Origin of the sequence: Neoroseomonas oryzicola (assembly GCF_012163135.1) — a bacterium.
In the GTDB taxonomy this organism is placed as follows: domain Bacteria; phylum Pseudomonadota; class Alphaproteobacteria; order Acetobacterales; family Acetobacteraceae; genus Neoroseomonas; species Neoroseomonas oryzicola.
This window is the reverse complement of the sequence record NZ_JAAVUP010000002.1, coordinates 482,924-505,516: the sequence shown is the minus strand read 5'-3', so window position 1 is coordinate 505,516 and position 22,593 is coordinate 482,924. Positions and strand designations below refer to the sequence as shown.

The following is a 22,593-nucleotide window of genomic DNA, read 5'->3' as shown; positions in this document are numbered from 1 at the left end:
CAGGGGGCGGTGGATCTCGTCACGCTCATCGAAACGTCACCTCCTGTTGGGTCCCGCCCTGGATCACGCGCATCCGCGTGCTCGGCGCCGGCGCCTGCGGTCCCGTCAATGCAGAGGATACATCGGAACCGAACACAAGCGAGGGTCTTGGACCGGTCGCCTCGGGAACGCCCTCGATCGAGCGCACAACGAGCGAGATCCGCCCGAGCTGTGTCGCCACCGCCACACGTTCCGCCTGCTCGGGCGTCACCTCGAGCGTCACCGTGCGGGCAACGACGCGCCCTGCGGTCTGGTCCGCCCCGCTATGGCTGATCTGCTGGTCGACCGCGATGACGCGCACGGCCGAGAGAATCGTCTCGCCCACCACGCGCCGGCCGGGCTGATCGTTCCCGCCCTGCAGGTTCTGCGTCAGGATCAGGTCGACCTCGTCACCCGGCCAGATCAGGCCCGACGCGCCCGTGACCACGTCCACGCCGACCGAGATCGCGCGCGTGCCGGGCCGCAGAACGGCCGCGAGGAAGCCGCGGTCGCGCGGCCTCAGGACATCCGTCGTGATCACCGGCTGGTTCGCATCGATGAAGCGGCGCAGCAGGGCGCCACGCAACTCGGTGCGGGATTCGGTCCCCTGCGTAAAACCGCCTTCCGGCACCTGGTCGGCGGCGACCTCACGTTCCTGGAAGTCGTCATCCTTGAGCAGCGTGCCGATCGACAAGGGGCGCGCCGCGACCAGCATGCGCACCTTCGGAACCGGCGCGACGGCCGGGGGCGCCTCGACCCGGGCAACCTGCTGCCCATCGGCGCCGGGGTTCATCAGCTGCATGCCGATGATCGCGAGGCCGGTCGCGCTCAACAGGAGGGAGAGGACGACGAGAAGCCGCAGGAACATGGGTCAGGCCCTCGACAAGGAGAAGAGAAGGAAAACACCGCCGGCCGCGATCGCGACCGCGTACGGCAATGGACCCCGTCGGCGGATCCGCCGCGATTCGACGGCAAGGACCCGCCGCAGAAGTGCTCCGCCGGGCGCGAGATTCGGTTCGGGGACGACATGCCGTGCGAATAAGTATGCCACAGCGAGAATACCGCCCGCCATAACAGTCGCCACGATGAAGGACCAGGTATCTGCCGGCGCCAGGCCGGTCGCCATGGCCGCCATCAACTTGACGTCGCCGCCACCGAGAGCGCCGCGCATCGCAAGAAGAAGAAGCAGGAAGAAGAGGCCGGCCGCAACCGCGAGGGAGATCAGCGCATCGGACCAGCCCGTGACGCCGCGCGTCACCAGTCCAGCGACCGCGATCGCGATGGAGATCCCGTCCGGGATCAGGCGTGTCGCCACGTCCCGCGCCGCTGCGATGCACAGCAGGGGGATGGAAACGGTCAGGAAAATGCTTGTTGCGGAGGTCACGTGGCCATCATCCCGGATTGGCCGCGCCGTTACCGCGTTCCGCTGACGCCCGACAGGACGTCGCTCTGGGTCTGCCCTATGACATTCGACAGGTAGACGTACGCGCCCGTCGTCGGATCCAGCAACTGCACCGCGGCAATGCCGACCACGATGACGATGGCGACGGACAGAATAGCGTACTCGGCAGCCGTTACGCCCCGACGGTCCCGCATGGGGCCGGCGATAAGCTTCAGGGACGCCGCGAACCGCGACCGGAGGGCGTCGCCCGGACACTTTGCCATCAGCGCTCTCAAAGACGTGTCCATCGGCTCAACGCGCTCCTGCGATGGGATGGGATCCCGAACAATATTGGGACAGCAAGGACGCCGTACTTCAAGTTGATTAAAGCGCCAAAACGGCGGGAGCATGCCGCGCCCGCCGTTTCGTTGCGTGATGATGTGCGCGCCCAATCCCCTGGATGGGCGCGCCCCGCATCAACGGGCGGCGACGTTCGTGCTGACGGCGCTCTGCTGCGTGCTGATCTGGCTGCCGATGTTCTGGAAGGCCGACTTCAGCGCGGTGCCGAACTGCGTCGCGGCGATGCCGACGATGATCACCACGGCCACCGCGAGGATGGCGTATTCGGCGGCGGTCACGCCCTTGCGATCGGAAGCGGCGCCACGGAGAGAGGCCAGGAACTTGCGAATCATGTCGATCCCCTTCGTTTCATCTCAAAAAACGAGCCCGATTTCATCGCCCCTCCCAACCGCTCGCCCAGGTTGTGGCGGAGGAGACGAGAAGCGGGTCAGCCCGGGGGCGGACAACCGCGACGACTGCAACTGAGCATATCGGTTAACCGAACGTCAACGCTAAAAAATCGATCTGAGTTATCATTTTCTGAGATTCAGGGGGCAAATCTCGCGGAAAGCCGCTCAACTTTTCGTGAAAATGGCGAGCGCCGCCGGCATGATGCAACTCTGGAGCATCTCAAAAACTGGTCTGATCAAGGTATTATCGATGCGCGCTTAACGTACGTCTTGGCTTCCGTATCCGGGCGGGGAATCTCACGCTCGCGTCAAAACCTGTGTGGTATGGTAAAAGAAAGATGAAATAGAGCCGGGTCTCCCCCCACCCCGACCCGGCGAAGCGAAAGGTTCGCGCCATGTCGAGCATTCCGATGTTCGGTTCGATCCGGAACCGCGGCAAAGCCAAGGCGGGTCGCCTCGGGAACCGCGGCGCGATCGGCGCCGCGTTCGCGATCGGCGCGACCGTCCTGCTCGGCATGGGCGCCCTGGCGACGGAGGCCGGGGTCTGGCTGAACACGCGGCGCAATGCCCAGGACGCGGCCGACGCGGCTGCCTATGCCGGGCTCGTTCGCCTGTCGCTCAACGATGCCACTGCCGCAACCGCGGCAGCCACCCAGGTCGCGACCCGCAACGGCTTCACCGACACTGGGGCGCTCGCCAATGCGGGCGATACCCGCGTCGTCGTCCAGGCCGGGCTCTGGCAGAACAACACGTTCACGAGCCCGGCCCCAAGCGGCAACAGCCCGAATGCCGTCCGTGTGGACATCAACCAGGTGCAGCGCATCGGCCTGACGCAGCTGATCAGCCGGAACGCGCCGATCGCCTGGGGCGGGGCGATCGCGGTGCTCGAAGTCGGGGGGCCGGCCTGCACGCTTTCCATCCCGCCGGCCACGACCACGAGCCAGGTGCAGGGCCGCACGAACATCGCCGGCAGCACCACGGTCAATGCGCCGAACTGCATCATCGCCTCGAACATGCAGGGATCGAAGTCCATCAACGTGCAGGGCTCGGCGGTCAACAATCTGACAGCGGCAGCGCTGCGCGCCTCGGGGCAGTGCTATAATTGTGAAGACGTACCGAGCGGCAGCGTGCCCGGCGGCTATTCCTCCGGCTCCGCCCAGACGCCGAACCCCTATGCCTACATGGACGCCTGGGCGATGCCGACCTTCGGCAACGGCGCCGGCAACTCTCCCTGCGTCGACCCGGTGTACCTGGATTCGACCGGCCGGGCGGTCAACAACCAGAATTCCGCCGCCACCATTTACCTAGCTGCCTACAATGCAAATGGCGCTCAGCAACAAAGCATTACCTACAGGAATGGCAACGGCAACGGTACCAGCACATTTAACATTACCAGGACGAGTTATGTCGCGACGTGTACGAACATTTCACTCAGCGGACAAACGCTCGTCCTGAAGCCTGGTACCTACTTCTTCAACAATGCGTCCCTGTCCATGAGCACCGGTACCATCACCTGTGACGGCTGCGTCGCTGGCGGCGCTGGCGTGACGCTGGTGTTCACTGGCAGCAACTCGAACAATGTCGGGAACATCCAGATCAGCGGCGGCAACTTCACCCTGATCGCTCCGGGCACGGCTTCGGACGCGAACCCGGCAGTTTTTCAGGGCACGGTGATCTATCGTGACGACCTTGCGCGCGTGAACAACTCCGCCAACGACACGATGATCATCACCGGCAACTCGACCAGCACCCTCTTCGGCGCGGTCTACTCCCCGACGGCCGAGGTCCGCCTCGTCGGCACGACGGGCATGAACCAGACGACCGCGGGCAACTGCATCGCCGTCGTGGCGGCCGAGATCACCTTCTCGGGCAATTCGGGGGCGAACATCGACGCCTGCGAATCGAACGGCACGCAGGTGGCGCGCACGCGGTATGTGAGGTTCGTGCTGTGAAGATCCCGAAGATCCTCCGCCGTCGCGATCGTGGCGTATCTGCGCTCGAATTCGCCCTGACGCTCCCGGTTCTGACCTTCATCATGCTCGGCGTCGCCGATTACGGCGCCGCCCTGCAGCAGTCGATCCGGCTGGAAGCCGCCGCGCGCGCCGGCGCCCAGGTCGCGTTCACCCATACGGGCGACACCAGTTTCAACACCGCCGACACCACGTTTGCGAACGGATCCAACGCGAAACTTGTGCGCGATGCCGTGCTGGCCAAGCTCTCGGGCTGGTCAACCGCCCCGAGTTGCACCAATGGCGCCGGCAACGGGGTCTGCGTGACCTACGTCGCCTGGTGCCAATGCCCGCAGAGCGGCAACGCCGTCGGCACGAATTACGCCTTCGATTGCAGCTCGGACACCCCGCCCTGCGCGGATTTCCAGCAATATGCCTCCATCACCGCGACGCGGAACTACAGCCCGCTGTCGATCTTCCCGCTCAGGACCCTGCGTGGAAATGTCGAGATCCGTGTCCGCTAGACGCAAACCCCTCCGCTGCCGCCGCGGCGCCTCGGCGATCGAGTTCGCGCTCATCAGCGGGATCTTCTTCGTCGTGCTGCTCGCCTCGATCGACCTCGGCCGCTACTACATGGCGATGCAGGGGCTGCGGAACTTCGTGGCCGACGCCGAGCGCTACGGCATCGTCAACATGTGGTCGAGCAACGCGGGCACGCAGACGGCGACCTGCGCGCAGATCGTCCAGGCCACGAACCGGGGCGGCGCCGTCGGCGGGCTTGTCGGTACAAGTTCCGGCAATTGCGTCACGCGGACCCAGACCGTCTCGGGCGGCGTCATCACGGTGACCGTCGCGGTGAACGTCAACGTTCAGCTCCGCCTGCTGTTCAACACCTTCGGGTTCATGCCGACCACCTTCCAGGATTCGTCGAGCATCACCTTCCAGTTGTAGGCGAACGGAGGCACCCTCCCCCCAGCCAATGCTGAAGGAGGAACGTCCATGCGCCTCGGCCAGGGTAACCCCGCCCGCCCGACCACCCGCCTGCGCGCCCTGATCGACGCGCACCGCCCGCTGATTGTCCCGGGCTGCTTCAACGCCATGTCCGCCCGCATCCTCGAGGATGCCGGGTTCCCCGCCCTCTACATGTCCGGCTACGGGACCTCGTTGAACCTGCTCGGCCTGCCCGATGCGGGGCTGACCACGCTGACCGAGATGGCGCTGAACGCGAAGCTGATCGCCTCGGCCGTGCGCGTCCCGCTCATCGCCGATGCCGACACCGGTTTCGGCAACGCCATCAATGTCGTCCGCACCGTCGAGGAATACATCCGCGGCGGCGTCGCCGGCCTGCACCTCGAGGACCAGGTCGCGCCCAAGCGCTGCGGCCATGTCGCGGGGCGGGAGGTGATCGCCCGCGACGAGGCGGTGCTGAAGGTCCGCGCCGCCGCGCGCACGCGCGATGCGCTCGACCCGGATTTCGTCGTGATCGCCCGCACCGATGCCCGCGGCGCCCATGGCGGGTCGCTGGACGAGGCGATCGCCCGCGCCAATGCATTCCTCGAGGCCGGGGCGGACCTGGCCTTCGTCGAGGGCCCCAAGGACGTCGAGGAAGTCGCGCGCATCGGCCGCGAGGTGAAGGGCCCGGTCTTCTACAACATGACCGGCATCTCGCCGCGCCTGTCGGCCGAGGAGATGGCCGCCCTCGGCATCCGCGTCTGCATCCTGCCCGGCGCGGCGATGCGCGCGGCGATCATGGCGATCCACGACTTCGCCATGGCGCTGAAGCAGGACGGCCCGATGGCCGAGGCCGCCTACGATGCGAAGTTCAAGGCGCACCCGAAGGGCAACCTGCACGCCTTCGCCGGCTTCGACCGGATCCGCGAGATGGAGGCGGAGTTCCTGCCGGAGGAGACGGCGCGGAAGTACGAGGGCGGGCTGGGCTACGCGCCGAAGGCGGCCGAATAAGGTCGGGGGAGGAGAACCTCCCCCGATCCCCCTCCCTTCTTTGGCTTTTGGTTCCAAAGAAGGTTGAGGGGGGTTCGGGGGGAGAAGTTCTCTTCTCTCCCCGCCCTTTTCAGCCCACGCGCAGCCCCGTCGCCTGCACGATCCTGCGCGCCGTCTCCCGGTCCTTGCGGATGACCTCCGCGAAGGCGGCAGGATTGGATTCGACCGGGTCCGCCCCCGCGGCCTCGAGCCGCCGTCGCACATCCGCATCCGCCAGCGCAGCGCTGATGGCCGCGCCGAAGCGCTGCATCGCCGCCGCCGGCGTGCCGGCCGGCGCGAAGACCCCGGTCCAGGAGGACATGTCGTATCCCGGGAAGGTCTCCGCGATGACCGGGATCTGCGGCAGCGAGGCCTGGCGCCGCCCGGCGGTGCTCGCGATCAGCGTCGCCCCGCGCTCCACCGCGGGGCGGAGGCTGGAATAGGAGATGATCCCCGCATCGATCCGTCCCGCGGCGAGTTCGCGTGCCACGTCCGCCCCGCCGCGGAAGGGCACGTGCTCGAGCCGGATGCCGGCCGCGAGCTGCAGCGCCTCCCCCATGAAATGCCCGATATGGGCCACGCCCGGCGTGCCGTAGGTGACCTCGCCGGGGCGGCGCTTCGCCTCGGCCACGAAGCCCGCTAGGTCGGTTGCGGGAAAACCGGCGCGGATGCCGATGATGTAGGGCTGGGTCGTCACCTGCACGACCGGCACGAAGGCCGCGGCGTAGTCGAAAGGCAGGTCGCGGCGGACTTCGGGCAGGGTGGCGAAGGTCGCGCCCTCGAACAGCAGCGTGTACCCGTCGGCCGGGGATTGCGCGACCGCGGCGGCGCCGATCGCGCCCGAGGCGCCGGTGCGGTTGTCGATCACGAAGGACTGGCCGAGATGCTCGGCGACGCGCGCCTGCAGGGTGCGCGCGATGGTGTCGGCGACGCCGCCGGCGCTGTAGGGCACGACGAAGCGGACCGGACGGTCGGGCCAACCGCCCTGCGCCCGCGCAAGGCCAGGTGCGGCGAGGGTTCCCAGCAGCGCCGCGCGCCGGGTGATGCGATCCATGGCCGTTCTTCCCTTCCCGCAGGCGCTTGACCGCACCCGTCGTGCGCGGCGTGATGCCGCCGCTGCACGCGAAGGCTCGCTATGCTTTCGCGTCGGCGTCAAGGCTCGGGAGGATGGCGGCGATGCCCGCGACAATGTTCGACAAGATCTGGGACCCGCATGTGGTGGCGGATCTCGGCGGCGGGTGGTCGCTGCTCTATTGCGACCGGGTGCTGGTGCACGACCTCTCGGGCGGGCGCGCGCTGCAGGAGGTTGGGGAGGCCGGCTACAAGGTTGCGCGGCCGGACCTCGTCTTCGCGACGCCGGACCATGCGGTGTCCTCGGCGCCGGGCCGGACCTCCGAGACCTTCCCGACCGGGGCGCGGCTGCTGGCGGGCCTGCGCCAGCGCGCGGCCGAGACGGGCGTGCGGCTGTTCGACCTCGGCCAGGACGGCAATGGCATCGTGCACGTGATGGGGCCCGAACTCGGCATCGTGCTGCCAGGCACGACGCTGGTCTGCGGCGACAGCCACACCTGCACCAATGGCGGCGTCGGCTCGCTTGCCTTCGGCATCGGCGCGTCGGAACTGCGACATGTGCTCGCCACGCAGACACTGCCGCAGAAAAAACCAAAGCGCATGCGCATCCGCTTCGAGGGCACGGCCCCGCCGGGCGTCACGCCCAAGGACATGATCCTGGCGGCGATCGGCCGCTTCGGCGCGGCGGCCGGCACCGGGTATGCCATGGAATATGCCGGGTCCGCGGTGCGCGCGCTGTCGGTCGAAGGGCGGCTGACGCTGTGCAACCTGTCGATCGAGATGGGTGCGAAGATCGGCATGGTCGCCCCGGACGAGACGACCTTCGCATGGCTCGCCGGCCGTGACTTCGCGCCGAAGGGCGCGGCCTGGGAGGCGGCGGTGAAGGCCTGGCGCGCGCTGCCGACGGATGAGGGCGCGAGCTTCGACCGCGACCTGCTGATCGACATGCGGGACATCGCCCCGCAGATCACCTGGGGCACCAGCCCCGAGCAGGTGCTGCCCGTCACCGGCCGCGTGCCCGACCCTGCCGAGGCCCCGAGCCCCGAGAAGCGGACCGCCTGGGAGGCCGCGCTCACCTACATGGGCCTGACGCCGGGCCAGGAGATCGCGGGCACCAAGGTCGACTGGGTCTTCATCGGGTCCTGCACGAATTCGCGCATCGAGGACCTGCGCGCCGCCGCCGCCGTGCTGCGCGGCCGCAAGGTCGCGCCCCACGTCACCGCCTGGGTGGTGCCGGGGTCCGAGCGCGTGAAGCACGAGGCCGAGGCCGAGGGCCTGCACACCGCCTTCCGCGAGGCCGGCTTCGAATGGCGCGAGCCGGGCTGCGCGCTCTGCGTCGCGGCAAACGGGGAATCTGTGCCGCCCGGGGCGCGCTGCGTCTCCACGTCCAACCGCAACTTCGTCGGCCGGCAGGGAACGGGGGCGCGGACGCATCTCGCCTCCCCGGCCATGGCAGCGGCGGCGGCGGTGGCGGGCGCCATCGCCGATGTCCGGCAGTTCGCGGCGTAAGGGGGCGCGACCGATGGAAAAGTTCACCACCGTCTCCGGCCCCGCCGCGCCGATGCTGAGCGCGAATGTGGACACGGATGTCATCATCCCGATCCAGCGCCTGGTCGGCACCGGGCGCACCGGCCTCGGCCCCTATGCCTTCGAACGGCTGCGCTACAACAAGGACGGATCGGACAATCCCGACTTCGTGCTGAACCGCCCGCAGTATCGCGACAGCCCCATCCTGCTCGCGGGGCCGAACTTCGGCTGCGGATCCTCCCGCGAAGGCGCGGTCTGGGCGCTGATGGGCATGGGGTTCCGGGCCGTGCTCGCGCCCTCCTTCGGCGACATCTTCTTCAACAACTGCTTCCAGAACGGGATGCTGCCGATCGCCCTGCCGGAGGAGACGATCCGGCAGATCGCGACCGAGACCGAAGCCGCGCAGGGCGCCCGCCACACCCGGGTGGACCTCGCCCGCCAGGTCGTCGTCACGCCGGATGGGCACGAGGTCCCGTTCACCGTCGACGCCCGCAAGCGGGAGGCGCTGCTCGAGGGCCTGGACGACATCGCGCTGACGCTGCGGATGCAGGACCGGATCAACGCCTGGTACGCCGCCGACCGCGCGGCGCGCCCCTGGGCCTGGGAGAGTGTCGAGCGATGACCCTGGACATCGTTGTCCTGCCCGGCGACGGCGTCGGGCCGGAAGTGACCGACGAGGCGGTGCGCGTCCTCGACTGGTTCGTCGCGAAGCGCGGCGTGCCGCTGCGCATGACGCGGCACCTGTTCGGCTCGGCGTCCTGGACCGCGCAGGGCACCACCATGCCCGATGAGACCTGGGCGGCGATCATGGCCGCCGACGCGCTGCTGTTCGGTGCGGTCGGCAGCCTCGACCAGAAGCAGATCCCGGCGGAGGAGCGGCGCAAGGGATCGCTGCTGCGCATGCGCAAGGGGCTCGACGTCTTCGCGAACCTGCGCCCGGTGCGCGCCTGGCCGGCGTTGGCCGAATCCTCTCCCTTCAAGGCGCGCACCGTCGCCGGCGCCGACCTGATCTTCGTGCGCGAACTGACCGCGGGGATGTATTTCGGCACGCCCCGCGGCATCGAGACGCAGGCGGACGGCACGCGCCGCGGCGTCAACACGCATACCTACACGGAAGCCGAGATCGCCCGCGTCGCCCGCTTCGCGCTCGGCCTCGCGCGCACGCGGCGCAACCACCTGACCTCGGTCGACAAGGCCAATGTCATGGAGGCCGGCGCGTTGTGGCGGGAGGTGGTGACGGCCATCCACGCCGCGGAATTCCCCGACGTCACGCTCGAGCACATGCTGGCCGACAATTGCGCGCTGCAGCTCGGCCGCGCGCCGACGCGCTTCGACGTGATCGTGACGGACAACCTGTTCGGGGACCTGCTGTCCGACTGCGCCGGGGCGATCAACGGCAGCCTCGGCATGCTGCCTTCGGCGGCGCTGTCGGCGCCGGACGCGAACGGTCGGCGCCGAGCGCTGTACGAGCCGATCCACGGTTCGGCACCCGACATCGCGGGCAAGGGGATCGCCAATCCGCTCGGCGCGATCCTCTCCGCGGCCCTGCTGCTGCGCTGGACCGCGCAGGCGCCGGCCGAGGCCGACCGGCTCGAGGCCGCCGTCGAAGCCGCCCTCGCCGGCGGCGCGCGCACCGCGGACATCGCCCTGCCCGGCGAGCCCGTCCTGTCGACCCGCGCCATGGCGGATGCCGTGATCGCCGCCCTCGACGCCGCCCCGTGACCGAAGGTCCAGGAAACTGAGTTTCCTGGCGGGAGAGCGCGAGAGGGCGGCGCCCTCTCGCATGCGCCCTTCACCTGTCCTAGCCTTCCCCCCAACGACAAGGGAGGAAGTGTGATGCGCCGGACTCTGCTCGCCGCGGCTGCGGTGGTGCTGCTCGCCCTGCCCGCCGCGGCGCAGGAGCGCACGATCCGCGTCATTTCCGGCTTCGCCGCCGGCGGTGCCGGCGACCTCATGGCGCGCCTGATCGCCGAATACGTCCCGCCCCTGATGGGCGCCCGCGGCGTGGTGGAGAACCGCACCGGCGCGAACGGGCTGATCGGCGCCGAGGTCGTCGCGCGGTCCGCCCCCGACGGCAACACGGTCCTGCAATGCCCGATGGGCAGCATGACCATCACGCCCAACCTGCCCGGCGCCAGCCTGCCGATCGATCCGCGCACCGAGATGACGGGTGTGGCGAACGTCGCACTGTCTACCTATGCGCTGATCGTCGCCGCGCGCGGGCCCTACCCGGACGTGCCGGCGCTCCTCGCCGCTGCGCGGGCGCGGCCCGGGGCGCTGACCTATGCCTCGGCGGGCGTGGGATCGGCGCAGCATCTTTCCGTGGAGATGCTGAAGGCCCGCGCCGCGCTCGACATCGCGCATGCGCCCTATCGCGGCGCGACGCCCGCCGTGGTGGACATCCTGGGCGGGCGCGTCGACTTCATGATCACCAACCTCGGCGACGTGATGCGGCAGATCACGGGCGGGGAATTGCGGCTGCTCGCCCTGGGCGACGATGCTGGCTCGCCGCTGTTCCCGCAGGCGCGGCCGATCTCGGCCTTCGTGCCCGGGCTGCAGATGGCCGGCTGGTTCGGCATCTGTGGCCCGAAGGGCATGAGCGAGGAGAGCCTCGCGCGCTGGTCGGACGCGACGCGCCGGGCGCTCGAGAACCCGCAGTTCCGCGAACGCCTGCTCGCCAACGGCCTGACCCCGCATTTCGAGGACACGCGCAGCTTCAACGCGCGCATCGCGAGCGACCTCCAGTCCTGGGGCGAGGTCATCCGCGCCGCTGGAATCCGGGGAGACTGACGCCATGGCCCTCCGCCTCGCCGCCTTCACCAAGAACGGGGAGAACCCGAACTACCTGGCCTTCCTGCGCGGGGTGGAGAAGGTCGCGGCAGCGGTGGGTGCCACGGCGACGCGCCATTTCCCCGCGATCCCGGACGATCCCGCGCAGCAGATCGCCCTGTTGCGCGCGGTCGTGGCCGAGAAGCCGGACGCCATCATCTTCGCCCCCGCCGACGACCGGCAGCTGGAAGGCCCGGTGGCGGAGGCGATCGCGCAGGGCATTCCCTTCATCGGCTTCGTCAACCGGATGAAGGGCGACTTCGTCTCCTTCGTCGGCGCGGATGATGTCGCGATGGGCCGCACCATCGCCGGGGTGCTGATCGCCGCGCTGCACGGGCGCGGCGATGTGGTGCTGATCGAGGGACCGGACACCGCGCCGACCAGCCGCGATCGCGGCCGCGGCTTCCGCGAGGCGATCGCGGCGTCCCCCGGCATCCGGCTGGTCGGCACCGCACCGGGGCGCTACCTGCGCCGGCCGGGCCGCGGCGCGATGGAGGCGCTGCTCGCCCAGCATCCGCGCATCGATGGCGTCATCTGCACCAACGACCTGATGGCCCTCGGGGCGCTCGACGCACTGGAAGCGGCGGGGCGCCATGCCCTCGTCGTCGGCAACAACGGCACCATCGACGCGGCGCGCGAGATCGCGCGGGGCCGCCTGCTCGCCAGCATGGACTATGACGGCTTCAAGATGGGCGCGATCGCGGCCATGGCCGCCCTCCGCCACCTGGTCGGCATCCCGGTGCCGCGCGAGATCCTGCTGCCCGCGCAGGTCATCGACCGCGCCAACCACGCCGCCTGGCTCGTCCCGATCGAGGAGCGCCCACTGCCAGACTGGGACGCCATGGTCACCGGCTGACGGAACCAACGAAAATCCGGGGAGGAACCTGCATGACCATCACCCGCCGCGCCCTGGGCGCTGCGCTGGCCGCGGGCGTTGCCGCGCCAGCACTGGCACAGGGCAGCGCCTGGCCGACGCGCCCCGTGCGCCTGATCAGCCCCTTCGCGCCCGGCGGGCCGCAGGACGTGCCGGCGCGCTATTTCGTGGACTTTCTCACGCCGCGGCTCGGCCAGCCGGTGGTCTACGACAGCCGCGCCGGCGCGGGCGGGCAGCTCGGCATGCAGCATGTCGCGACGTCGACCGACGGGCATACCTTCCTGATCACATCCAATTCCGTCGCGACGCTGCCGGCGCTGAAGCGCGACCTCGGCTTCGATCCCTTCACCGACCTGCTGCCGGTCACCATCGTGACCGAGGCTCCGTTGGTCTATTGCGTGCGCGCCAACGGCCCGGCGAACCTCGCCGCCTACCTCGCCCGCGCGAAGGAGAATCCCGGGCGCGTGTCGGTCGGCAGTTCGGGGATCGGCTCGGCGACGCATCTCGCCAGCGCCTTCCTGATGCAGAAGGCGGGCGTCGACCTGCTGCACGTGCCCTATCGCGGCGCGGGGCTGATCATGACGGCGCTGCTGGCGGGTGAAATCGACACCTTCGTCGGCGATCTGTCGCTCGCACTGGAACACATCCGCGCCGGCACGATCCGCCCGATCGGCGTGACCACGGCGACGCGCGCGCCGCTGCTGCCGGACGTTCCCGCGATCGGGGAGAGCATCCAGGGCTACGCCGTGCCCTTCTGGTTCGGCCTGTTCGCGGCGAGGCAGACGGCGCCGGAGGCGATCCGCCGGATGAACGCGGAACTCGCCCCGCTCGCCGCACCGGACAGCGAGTTGTCGCGCCGCATGGCGGAACGCGGATCGCTGCTGGTGCTCAGCGGCCCGGATCCCCTCGCCGCGCGGCTGCGTAGCGAGGTCGCGCAATGGCGCCAGGTCGTCCAGGCCGCGGGGATCACGCCGGAATAGGCGCTACCCTCACGGCCGCATGGTGAAGGCGGCCGGGCCCGGCGCGCGCAACGGGTCCGCGAGGCGCGCGAACTCGCAGAGCAATTTCCGGCTGTCGCGGGGGTCGATGATCTCCTCGACCCAGAACGCTTCCGCCGTCCGGAAGGGGGAGCGGAGCTTCTGCAGCCGTTCCTCGATCTCGGCGACCTTGGCGTCCTTGTCCTCGGCGGCCGCGACCTCGGCGGCATAGGCGGCCTCCACGCCACCTTCGAGCGGGAGCGACCCCCAGCGCGCCGAGGGCCAGGCGTAGCGGATCGAATATCGCCCTGCCGGCTGGTGCACGACGCCCGCCACGCCGAAGGCGTTGCGGACGATGATCGTGCACCAGGGCTGGCGGCACTGGTTCACCGCCGCCATCGCCCGCACGCCCCAGCGGATCGTCGCGGTCTTCTCGGCCTCGAGCCCGACCGCGAAGCCCGGGCAGTCCATCAGGTAGACGACCGGCAGGTGGAAGGTCTCGGCGAGGTCGACGAAGCGGATGATCTTGGAACAGGCGTCCGCGGTCCAGGACCCGCCCTGGAAGATCGGGTCCGAGGCGAGCACCGCGACCACCCGGCCGTCGAGCCGCGCGAGGCCCGTGATCACCGGCCGCCCGAACCACTTCCCCATCTCGAAGAAGGAGCCCTTGTCGACCAGGGTCTCGATGATCGGCCGCATCTTGTAGGCCTGGCGCGGGTCGCGCGGGATGGCGGAGATCAGCTTCTCGTCGCGCCGCGCGACGTCGTCGCGGTTGCGCGTCGCGGCCGGCAGTTCGAAGACCGAGGAGGGCATGTAGGAGAGGAAGCGCCGAGCGAGTGCGAAGGCCTCTTCTTCCGTGTCCACCGCGTCGTCGACGGCGCCCGCCTTGCACTGGATCTGCCAGCCGCCGAGGTCGCGCTTGTCGAGTTTCTCGCCGAGGCGCGCCACCACCGGCGGCCCGGCGACGAACATCGCGGACGACTTCGTCATCACCGAGTAATGCGCCGCCGCCAGCCGCGCCGCGCCGAGCCCCGCCACCGAGCCGAGCCCGAGCGTGACCACCGGCACGATGCCCATGTTCGCCGTGGTCTGCTGGTAGAGTTGCGTGCCGCCGACGCCGCCGGGCAGGTTGGCGCGCCCCGTCGTCTCGATCGTCTTGACCGAACCGCCGCCACCCGACCCCTCGATCATGCGGATGATCGGCAGGCGGAGCTCGGTCGCCATGCGCTCGGCCATGATCGGCTTCTCGCGGATGGTCGCATCCGCGCTGCCGCCCCGCACGGTGAAGTCGTCGCCCACCACGACGACCGGCCGGCCATCGACCAGCGCGCGGCCCATGACGCAGTTGGACGGCGTGAAGCCTTTGAGGTCGCCTTTCGCGGTGTATTCGGCACGTCCCGCGATGGCGCCGACCTCGTGGAAGGATCCCTTGTCCACCAGCGCCTCGACGCGCTCGCGCACCGTCAGCCGGCCGCCATCGTGCTGGCGCTTCACCTTGTCCGGCCCGCCCATCTCGCGGGCCATAGCCTCGCGCCGGCGCAATTCCTGCAGTTCGGCTTCCCAATTCATCCGCACGGAGTTCCCTTCCCTCCGCGCAGTGTCACGCCGCGCCCGAAGGGCGGCAAGACGGGGTCAGGGCGCGACGAGGTCCTCGCGCGCGAACCACAGCGTCAGGGACGGGCCATTGGTGAGGCGCATGCGGACCAGGCCGCCATCCTGCGCCTCCACCGTCCAGGCATTGACGCGGAAGGTGGTGCGGCAGCCGCCGGCGGCGCGCGTCTCGGCGATCACGCGCGGATTGTTGTCCGCCCCCTGGCGCAACAGCCGCAAGGAGGCCGGGTCGGCGCAGCCGAGCACCCCGTCGCGCACCACACGCCAGGCCGGCGGCGGCGGGGCCGGCGGCACCGGCTCGGCCGGGGGCGGCACGGCGGCCGCCGCGACATCCTGGGACGGCGCCTCGCCGGGCGTGTCGGGCGTCGCCTCGGATTCCTGTGCGACCGGGGGCGGCGGCGTGGTCGGGCGGATCAGCGGCGGGCGCGGCGGCGGCGGCGGCGGCAGGGGCAGCGGTTCTTCCGCCGGCGGTTCGGCGGCGCAGGCGGCCAGGGCGATCAGGGCGGCGCAGAGCAGGCCATGCCGATGTCGGATCATCTGCAACTCCACGCTCCGCTTACACTTCTGCCGGCATCGTGAGGAAGCCCCCGCCGCTGCGAATCTTGCAAGCCCACGAGGCTTGCCCGATCCTGCGCATACTGGGTTTTGCGAGTCGCCGCGACCATTGCGAGGGGTGCTTCGGGCATCGGAAACGACACCGGCATGCAGGTTTCCACTCGTCCCGGCCTCGCGGGGCGTCTTCGTATTGTCGCGCTTGCCGGTATCGTGCCCCTCCTGCTCGGAGGCGCGCTCATCGGCACCTTCCTGCACGACTGGGTCGAGGAAGAGGCGATCGTCAGGCTGAACGCCACGGCCCGCGCGGCCGCCGGCATGGCGGACACCGAGATCCAGTCGCGCCGATTCGCCCTGCAGGCCTTCGGCGGCGCGCTCGATGGCGAACGCAGCCTGGAAGAACTCGAAGCGACCGACGCGGCCGCGCGGCGGGTGGCCGAGGCGGTCGGCGCCCCGGTCGGCGTCCTGGACCGTGGCCTCGGCATGATGGTCGACACCACGCAGCCCTTCGGCACGCCGCTGGCGTCGACGCCGGCCGTCGCCGCCGGGCTCTGGGCCATCGAGACCGGGCGCCCGCGGGTGAGCGACGTGCTTGTCGGTCCCAACAACACGGCCCTGCCGCCCATGCTGCTGGTGCCGCAGCTGCGGGACGGACGGGCCGAGGCGGTGCTGAGCACGCCGCTCGAGGCCGACCGGTTGCTGCCGGCCTCGCCGGGCGGGCCCGTCGCGTTGCTGGACAGCCGCGGTCGCGCCATCGCGGAGCGCGGCGGCGGCCCCGAGGACCTGCCCGACTGGCGCAACGTCTCGGTCATGCCCCAGGGCGAGGTGCGCGGCGCGACGACCGGGCGTGGCACCGCGGTGCGCGTGGCGATCGCCTTCCTCACCGAAGCGCCCGAATGGCGCGCGGTCGCCTGGCAGCCGGTCTCGGCGGCCACGCTGCCGCTCACCCGGCTACTGCCGGTGACGCTGGGCACCATCGCGGTGTCCCTGCTGATGGCGGCCTTCGCCGTGCTGCGGACCCGCGCCGCCATGCTCGACCCCATCACCGAGTTGACGCGCCATGCGACGACGGTGGCGGAGATGCTGCGCGGCGATGCCTCCGCCCCGGCGCCGCCGAGCATCGAGGCGCCGGCCGAGCTCGCCGAGCTCGGCGCCGCGCTCGCCGCCGCCCAGCAGGCCGCGCAGACGCGCGAACGCCGCCTGCGTGCGCTGGCCGAAGCCGGGGCGCTGGTGCTGTGGCGCGCCGATGCCACGGGCGGCTGGACCGAGGCGCCCGGCTGGGCGGGGCTGACCGGCCAGGCATCGCCCGCCTTCCGGGGCGATGGCTGGATCGAGATGGTCCATCCCGACGACCGGGCGCCGACGCTCGCCGAATGGGGCCGCGCCCTCGTCGCGCGCGGGGCCATCGGCGTCGAGTTCCGCCTGCGCAGCGGCGCCGAGGAGGGCGAATGGCGATGGGTCCGCGCCACCGGCGTGCCGATCACCGACGAGGAAGGCACGCTGACCGAATGGGCCGGGGCGATCCATGACGTCACGGAATCGCGTGGGTCGGCCGCCGCTCACCGCGTGAATGAGGCCCAGGTGCGTCAGACCGTGGCCGAGCTGCGCGCGGTCTACGACACCGTCCCGGTCGGCCTGGCCCTGGTAGACAACGCGCTCCGCTTCGTCAACGTGAATGCGCGCTTCGCCGCGATCAGCGGCCTTCCGCCCGAGGCCCATGTCGGGCGCACCCCGCACGAGGTGATGCCCGAGGGCCTCGCCGGCCCGATCGAGGCCGCGCAGAAGGAGGTGCTGGCGACCGGCAGGCCGGTGCTCGACGTCACCTGCGCCGGCCAGACGCCGGGGGCGGTGCAGAACCTGCGGCACTGGCTCGCATCCTGCCATCCGGTGAAGGACCCGCAGGGGGTGGTGACCGGCGTGTCCGCGGTGCTGCAGGACGTCACCGACCGGGTCCGGGCGGAGCGGTCGCGCGAGCTGCTGGTGACCGAGCTGAACCACCGCGTGAAGAATACGCTCGCGACGGTGCAGTCGATCGCCGCGCAATCGGTCCGGCGTGGTTCCTCCAACACCGGGTCCTTCGGACGCGAATTCGTCGGCCGGCTGCAGGCGCTGACGCGCAGCCACGACCTGCTCGCCGCCCAGGGCTGGGACAAGGTCGATTTCGCCAGGGTCGTCTCGGCCGGGCTGGCGCCGTGGATCGAGGCCGGGCGGCCGGTCCGCGTCAGCGGCTCGGGGCGCATCCAGGTCGATGCCGGCCAGGCCCAGGCGCTGATCCTGGCCCTGCACGAGCTCGCGACCAACGCGATCAAGCACGGCGCCCTGTCCCGCCCGGGCGGGGAGGTGGACGTCACCTGGTCGCGCGGGGATGACGGCGTCGCCCGCTTCGAATGGCACGAGAGCGGCGGCCCGGCGGTGATCCCGCCGACGCCGGACCGGCGCGGCTTCGGCATGCGCCTGCTCGAACGCGGGCTGATCCATGACCTCGGGCCGGGGGCGGATGTGAGCCTCACCTTCCCGGAGGACGGCGTGCGGGTGGTGATGCGCTTCCGGACCGGGCTGCCCGCCCTGGAAACCGCCGGGCAGGCCTGACCGTCCCGCTTGCCCGCAGGCCGCGTCTGCCCCAGAAGGGCGCCGCGGCGCGGGCCGGTCCCCCGGATCGGGGGCATGCACCACGCCACGCCCCGCTGCCGGGCGGGGCTTCGACGGTCAGGGAGAGTGCTGCGGCATGATGTCTCGCAAGCGTGTGCTGGTGACGGGCGGGGCCGGCTTCATCGGGTCCCATCTCTGCGAACGTTTGCTCGCGCAAGGGCACCAGGTGCTCTGCGTCGACAACTACTTCACCGGCACGCGGGACAACATCGCGCACCTGCTGCAGCACCCGCAGTTCGAGGCGATGCGCCACGACGTGACCTTCCCGCTCTACGTGGAGGTCGACGAGATCTACAACCTGGCCTGCCCGGCCTCCCCGGTGCACTACCAGTTCGATCCGGTGCAGACGACCAAGACCAGCATCAGCGGCGCGCTGAACATGCTGGGCCTGGCCAAGCGGGTGAAGGCGAAGGTGCTGCAGGCCTCGACCTCCGAGGTCTATGGCGACCCCGAGGTGCATCCGCAGACCGAGGATTACCGCGGCAGCGTGAACCCGCTCGGGCCCCGCGCCTGCTACGACGAAGGCAAGCGCTGCGCCGAGACCCTGTTCTTCGACTACAAGCGCCAGCACGACGTACGCATCAAGGTGGCGCGCATCTTCAACACCTACGGCCCGCGCATGCACCCCAACGACGGTCGCGTGGTGTCGAACTTCATCGTCCAGGCGCTGTCGGGCAACCCGATCACGATCTATGGCGAGGGCACGCAGACGCGTTCCTTCTGCTTCGTCGACGACCTCGTCGAAGGCCTGATGCGCCTGATGGACACGCCGGATGACGTCACGGGTCCGGTGAACCTCGGCAACCCGCACGAGATCACGGTGCGTGAGCTCGCCGACCGCGTGATCGCGTTGTGCGGCGAGGGCGCGCGGCTCGAGCAGCGGCCGCTGCCGCAGGACGATCCGACGCGGCGCTGCCCCGATATCGGGCTGGCCAAGCGGCTGCTCGGCTGGGAGCCCAAGGTGCCGCTCGAGGAAGGGCTGCGCCGGACGGTGGCGTACTTCGACGGCGTGATCCGGCGGTAAGGCGCGACCGCGTCAGGCGGGGCGCCGCGACCCGCAACGGCGAGGCCGAGGATCCGGCCGCCCCGTCGCGCGCGAAGGCAATGCCTCCGCGCGCGACGCAGCGATTACTTCAGCGGGAAGCCCAGTGCGATCAGCTTCTCCTTGAGCCGGTCGCGCCCGTTCAGCGCCTTCATCGTGCCGAGCCGCGCGATGACGCGCTTGGTCCAGGTGTCGCCGGCCATCTCGTTGCGGCGGGAGAATTCCGCCATGCGGGGGTCGTAGGCGGCGCGATGGCCCTGGTCGTCGGCGTCGTAGGTCTCGCGGTGCAGGATCGCGGCCTGGGGCAGGCGCGGCTTCACCTCACCCTCGCGGCCCGGCGCCGCGTAGCCGACGCAGAGGCCGAAGACCGGCGTCGCGCCGGGCGGCAGGCCAAGCAGCGCCGCGACCCGCGTCACGTCGTTGCGCAGCGCGCCGATATAGACCGTCGACAGGCCGAGGCTTTCCGCCGCCACCACCGCATTCTGCGCCGCGAGCGCCGCGTCGATCGCCGCGACCAGGAAGGATTCCAGGTAGGGCATGCCCGCGAGCTCGGTCCCCTCCTGCGCCGCCAGCCGCCCGTTGCGCGATACGTCGGCGAGGAAGACGAGGAAGATCGGGCACTGCTCGATGTGCTTCTGGTTGCCGGCGATGGCGGCGAGCTCGGCACGCGCCTCCGGCCGGTCCACCGCGACGACGGACCAGGTCTGCAGGTTCGACGAGGTCGCGGCGGACTGGGCGGCGGCGACCAGCGTCTCGAGCGTGCCCGGCGGCGGCGCATCCGGCTTGTAGCCGCGCACGGAGCGGTGGGAGAGCATGAGCGCGATGGTGTCGCTCCATGGCCCGGCCTTGGGTTCGGCGCCGGCGCCATAGCGCAGGGTGAGCGCCGCCGCGGCGGCGGGCATCTGATGTCCGTCCATGTCGAGGAATCCCCTGGGGTTTGCCAGAAGGTAGCGCGGGCCGCCGCCGCGGCAAGTCAGCGGGCGACGGCAGCGGCCGGATGCGGGGCGGCGAGGCGCGGGCCGGCGCCGAACAGCTTCTCTCGGTAGGTGCCGGGGGCGTAGGCGCGCTTGTAGCGCGCGCGCTCCTGCAGCGCAGGCACCAGCAGGTCGACCACGTCCTCGAGGCATTCCGGGACGATGGTGCGGGACAGGTTGAAGCCGTCGATGTCGGCCTCGTCGGTCCAGGCGATCAGCGCCTCCGCGACCTCGTCCACGCTGCCGACGATGGGCGGCTGGCGGCTGCCGAGGACCAGGCGGTCGATCAGCGCCCGCTTGGTCGCGCGCGGCGCGGCGGCACGCAGGGCCTCGACATTCGACCGGATCGCCTCGGAGGTGCCGGGCAGTTCGTCATCCATCCCGTAAGCTGCAAGGTCGATGCCGAGCGAGGCCGAGGCGTGCACCAGCGCCGCTTCCACATTGCGGTGGCGGCGATAGTCCTCGAGTTTGTCCTGCGCTTCCTTCGCGGTGCGTCCCAGGATCAGCGTCGCACCCATGAAGGCGCGGATCGGCCGCGTGCCGGCGCGTGCCCGAAGGTCCTTCACCAGCCCCGCGACATGCGCCTTCGGTCCACCGTTGATGAAGACGCATTCCGCGTGCCGCGCGGCGAAGGCGCGCCCGCGATCCGAGGCGCCGGCCTGGTAGAGCACGGGCGTGCGCTGGGGCGAGGGCTCGACCAGATGCGGCGCGTCGAGGCGGTATTGCCGGCCTTCGTGCCGGATGCGCGCGACGCGCGCGGGATCGGCGTAAGTGCCCGTCGCGCGGTCGCGCTTCACGGCGTCCGCCGCCCAGGATTCCTCCCAGAGCCGGTAGGCGACCTCCATGAACTCGTCCGCCATGTCGTAGCGGTCGTCATGGGCCATCTGCCGGTCGAGGCCCATCGCGCGGGCCGCGCTGTCGAGATAGCCCGTGACGATGTTCCACCCGATCCGCCCGCGCGTGAGGTGGTCGAGCGTCGAGAAGCGCCGCGCCAACAGCGCCGGGGGTTCCCAGGCGAGGTTCACCGTCACGCCGAAGCCGAGATGCTGCGTCACCGCCGCCATCGCAGGCACCAGCAGCATCGGGTCGAGCAGCGGCACCTGCACCGCGTGGCGGATCGCCGCGTCCTGGCTGCCGCCATGCACGTCGTAGACGCCAAGGACGTCGGCGAGGAACAGCCCGTCGAACAGCCCGCGCTCGAGCAGTTGCGCAAGCCGGGTCCAATGATCAAGCGAGAGGTAGTCGATCGAATGGTCGCGCGGATGCGTCCACATCCCCTGCTGGATGTGGCCGATGCAGGCCATGTCGAAGGCGTTCAGCCGGATCTCGCGCATCTGGATCCAAAAAAGGTTGAGGGGGGTTCGGGGGGAGAAGTTCCCTTCTCCCCCCGATCTTCCGCGTCAGTTCTCCGGCCGGAACCCGGATTCCCGCACGACCGCTCCCCAATCCTCGCGCTCCTGCCGGATGCGCGCGGCGAAGGCGGCCGGGCTGTCCGAGGTCGTGGGCATGTATTCGAGCCGATCGAGCGCCGCGATCATCTCGGGCGTCGCCGCCGCCGCGCGGATCGCGCGGTGCAGGCCCTCGACGATCGGCGCCGGCGTGTTGGCCGGCAGCAGCGCGCCGAACCATTCGTCCTTGTTGAGGTCCGGATGGCCGAGTTCGGCAAAGGTCGGCACCTCCGGGAAGCGCGGGTTGCGCGCCGGCGAGGAGACGGCGAGGAGCCGCAGCCCCTGCCCCTGGTGTGGCGAGACGTCGCCCAGCACGCCGATGAAGCAGGTGAGCCGCCCGGCGATCAGGTCCTGCACCGCCGGCGCCGCGCCGCGGAAGGGGACATGGGTCATGGTGAGCCCCGCCTTCTTCGCCAGCATGATGCCCATGAAGTGCGGCGCGGACCCCGCGGCCGGGGAGGCCCAGGGCAGTTCCGTCCGCTGCGCCTTGGCCCAGTCGATCCAGGCCGGCAGGGTCTGCGCCGGATGATCCTTCGGCACAGCGAAGGCGAAGGGGTAGGAGCAGACGGTCGAGACCGGGATCAGGTCGGTCAGCGCGTCGTAGCGGACCTCGCGCGGGAAGACGTGCGGCTGCAGCGTCAGCATGGAGGCCGGGGTCTGAAGGTAGGTCAGGCCGTCCGGGTCGGCGCCCTTCACGAACTCGACGGCGATGCGCCCGGCGGCGCCGACGCGCCCGTCCACGACCAGGGTCGGGGCGTAGAGGCCGCGCAGGCGCTCGGCATAGAGTCGCGCGACGACATCCGAGGACCCGCCTGGCGGAAAGCCGACGATGACGCGGGCGGGGCGCTGCACGGTCTGGGCGCGGGCGGCCGGAACGGCGGCGCCGGCGGCGATCAGGCCGAGCGTGGCGCGGCGGCCGATGGCGAAGGTCATGGCGGACATCCTCCCTGCGGCCCGGCGGG

22 protein-coding genes are annotated in these 22,593 nt (G+C 70.6%); 12 read left to right on the top strand and 10 right to left on the bottom strand.

The genetic code is table 11. The features are described 5' to 3' along the window. Positions 1 to 25: 25 nt before the first annotated feature. From cpaB to GWK15_RS08945, 4 genes are all read right to left on the bottom strand, one after another. The gene (cpaB, locus tag GWK15_RS08960) at positions 26 to 886 is read right to left on the bottom strand and encodes a Flp pilus assembly protein CpaB (protein WP_168040944.1); all 861 of its coding nucleotides are present in this window, start codon (positions 884 to 886) and stop codon (positions 26 to 28) included. 3 nt (positions 887 to 889) lie between these two features. Then, complete coding sequence (locus tag GWK15_RS08955; protein ID WP_338147217.1) at positions 890 to 1,402, bottom strand: A24 family peptidase; 513 nt, start codon at positions 1,400 to 1,402, stop codon at positions 890 to 892. Between the two features lie 29 nt (positions 1,403 to 1,431). Next, the gene (locus tag GWK15_RS08950; RefSeq protein ID WP_168040943.1) at positions 1,432 to 1,707 is read right to left on the bottom strand and encodes a Flp family type IVb pilin; all 276 of its coding nucleotides are present in this window, start codon (positions 1,705 to 1,707) and stop codon (positions 1,432 to 1,434) included. 168 nt (positions 1,708 to 1,875) lie between these two features. Next, positions 1,876 to 2,091 (bottom strand): Flp family type IVb pilin, encoded by a 216-nt coding sequence (locus tag GWK15_RS08945; protein ID WP_209442097.1) that lies wholly within the window; start codon positions 2,089 to 2,091, stop codon positions 1,876 to 1,878. 452 nt (positions 2,092 to 2,543) lie between these two features. Here GWK15_RS08945 and GWK15_RS08940 point away from each other — a divergent pair, with 452 nt between their 5' ends. From GWK15_RS08940 to GWK15_RS08925, 4 genes are read left to right on the top strand one after another with little or no spacing between them, the layout of a single operon-like run. Next, complete coding sequence (locus GWK15_RS08940; protein ID WP_168040942.1) at positions 2,544 to 4,100, top strand: pilus assembly protein TadG-related protein; 1,557 nt, start codon at positions 2,544 to 2,546, stop codon at positions 4,098 to 4,100. Continuing rightward, on the top strand, positions 4,097 to 4,621 hold the full coding sequence (locus GWK15_RS08935) for a TadE/TadG family type IV pilus assembly protein (protein WP_168040941.1): 525 nt from the start codon (positions 4,097 to 4,099) through the stop codon (positions 4,619 to 4,621). The genes GWK15_RS08940 and GWK15_RS08935 overlap by 4 nt, the downstream gene beginning before the upstream one ends. Further along, positions 4,611 to 5,048, top strand: a complete 438-nt coding sequence (locus GWK15_RS08930; RefSeq protein ID WP_168040940.1) for a TadE/TadG family type IV pilus assembly protein — start codon at positions 4,611 to 4,613, stop codon at positions 5,046 to 5,048. Before GWK15_RS08935 ends, GWK15_RS08930 begins: the two co-directional genes overlap by 11 nt. Positions 5,049 to 5,096: 48 nt before the next feature. Beyond that, positions 5,097 to 6,059 carry an isocitrate lyase/PEP mutase family protein gene (locus GWK15_RS08925; RefSeq protein ID WP_168040939.1) on the top strand — a complete coding sequence of 321 codons (963 nt, stop codon included), beginning with the start codon at positions 5,097 to 5,099 and terminating at the stop codon, positions 6,057 to 6,059. A gap of 109 nt (positions 6,060 to 6,168) precedes the next feature. Here GWK15_RS08925 and GWK15_RS08920 read toward each other — a convergent pair whose 3' ends face one another. Further along, positions 6,169 to 7,131, bottom strand: a complete 963-nt coding sequence (locus GWK15_RS08920; protein ID WP_168040938.1) for a Bug family tripartite tricarboxylate transporter substrate binding protein — start codon at positions 7,129 to 7,131, stop codon at positions 6,169 to 6,171. A 122-nt stretch (positions 7,132 to 7,253) separates the two neighbouring features. On the opposite strand from GWK15_RS08920, the gene leuC reads away from it, so the two are divergent. From leuC to GWK15_RS08890, 6 genes are all read left to right on the top strand, one after another. Continuing rightward, positions 7,254 to 8,657 (top strand): 3-isopropylmalate dehydratase large subunit, encoded by a 1,404-nt coding sequence (leuC, locus tag GWK15_RS08915; protein ID WP_168040937.1) that lies wholly within the window; start codon positions 7,254 to 7,256, stop codon positions 8,655 to 8,657. Between the two features lie 13 nt (positions 8,658 to 8,670). Then, entirely contained in the window at positions 8,671 to 9,297 is a 627-nt protein-coding gene (gene leuD, locus GWK15_RS08910; RefSeq protein ID WP_168040936.1) for a 3-isopropylmalate dehydratase small subunit, read from the top strand. Next, positions 9,294 to 10,397: a 3-isopropylmalate dehydrogenase gene (gene leuB, locus GWK15_RS08905; protein WP_168040935.1), complete on the top strand. Its 1,104-nt coding sequence runs from the start codon at positions 9,294 to 9,296 to the stop codon at positions 10,395 to 10,397. The genes leuD and leuB overlap by 4 nt, the downstream gene beginning before the upstream one ends. Before the next feature lie 114 nt (positions 10,398 to 10,511). Continuing rightward, on the top strand, positions 10,512 to 11,465 hold the full coding sequence (locus GWK15_RS08900; RefSeq protein ID WP_168040934.1) for a Bug family tripartite tricarboxylate transporter substrate binding protein: 954 nt from the start codon (positions 10,512 to 10,514) through the stop codon (positions 11,463 to 11,465). Between the two features lie 4 nt (positions 11,466 to 11,469). Beyond that, positions 11,470 to 12,360, top strand: coding sequence for a sugar ABC transporter substrate-binding protein (locus GWK15_RS08895; RefSeq protein WP_168040933.1), 891 nt, complete (start codon positions 11,470 to 11,472; stop codon positions 12,358 to 12,360). Positions 12,361 to 12,392: 32 nt separating this feature from the next. Then, complete coding sequence (locus GWK15_RS08890; protein ID WP_168040932.1) at positions 12,393 to 13,358, top strand: Bug family tripartite tricarboxylate transporter substrate binding protein; 966 nt, start codon at positions 12,393 to 12,395, stop codon at positions 13,356 to 13,358. Positions 13,359 to 13,367: 9 nt separating this feature from the next. On the opposite strand, the gene GWK15_RS08885 is transcribed toward GWK15_RS08890, so the two are convergent. Continuing rightward, entirely contained in the window at positions 13,368 to 14,924 is a 1,557-nt protein-coding gene (locus GWK15_RS08885; protein WP_168040931.1) for an acyl-CoA carboxylase subunit beta, read from the bottom strand. A 63-nt stretch (positions 14,925 to 14,987) separates the two neighbouring features. Continuing rightward, positions 14,988 to 15,503, bottom strand: coding sequence for a hypothetical protein (locus GWK15_RS08880; RefSeq protein WP_168040930.1), 516 nt, complete (start codon positions 15,501 to 15,503; stop codon positions 14,988 to 14,990). A 228-nt stretch (positions 15,504 to 15,731) separates the two neighbouring features. On the opposite strand from GWK15_RS08880, the gene GWK15_RS08875 reads away from it, so the two are divergent. Then, positions 15,732 to 18,107 (top strand): PAS domain-containing protein, encoded by a 2,376-nt coding sequence (locus GWK15_RS08875; RefSeq protein ID WP_168040929.1) that lies wholly within the window; start codon positions 15,732 to 15,734, stop codon positions 18,105 to 18,107. A gap of 136 nt (positions 18,108 to 18,243) precedes the next feature. Then, complete coding sequence (locus tag GWK15_RS08870) at positions 18,244 to 19,191, top strand: UDP-glucuronic acid decarboxylase family protein (protein WP_168040928.1); 948 nt, start codon at positions 18,244 to 18,246, stop codon at positions 19,189 to 19,191. Positions 19,192 to 19,295: 104 nt separating this feature from the next. On the opposite strand, the gene GWK15_RS08865 is transcribed toward GWK15_RS08870, so the two are convergent. The 3 genes from GWK15_RS08865 to GWK15_RS08855 form a co-directional block, all read right to left on the bottom strand. Beyond that, positions 19,296 to 20,126: an NADPH-dependent oxidoreductase gene (locus GWK15_RS08865; protein ID WP_245211508.1), complete on the bottom strand. Its 831-nt coding sequence runs from the start codon at positions 20,124 to 20,126 to the stop codon at positions 19,296 to 19,298. Positions 20,127 to 20,182: 56 nt separating this feature from the next. Then, positions 20,183 to 21,517: an LLM class flavin-dependent oxidoreductase gene (locus GWK15_RS08860; protein ID WP_168040927.1), complete on the bottom strand. Its 1,335-nt coding sequence runs from the start codon at positions 21,515 to 21,517 to the stop codon at positions 20,183 to 20,185. Positions 21,518 to 21,583: 66 nt separating this feature from the next. Beyond that, positions 21,584 to 22,564, bottom strand: coding sequence for a Bug family tripartite tricarboxylate transporter substrate binding protein (locus GWK15_RS08855; RefSeq protein ID WP_168040926.1), 981 nt, complete (start codon positions 22,562 to 22,564; stop codon positions 21,584 to 21,586). Positions 22,565 to 22,593: the final 29 nt, after the last annotated feature.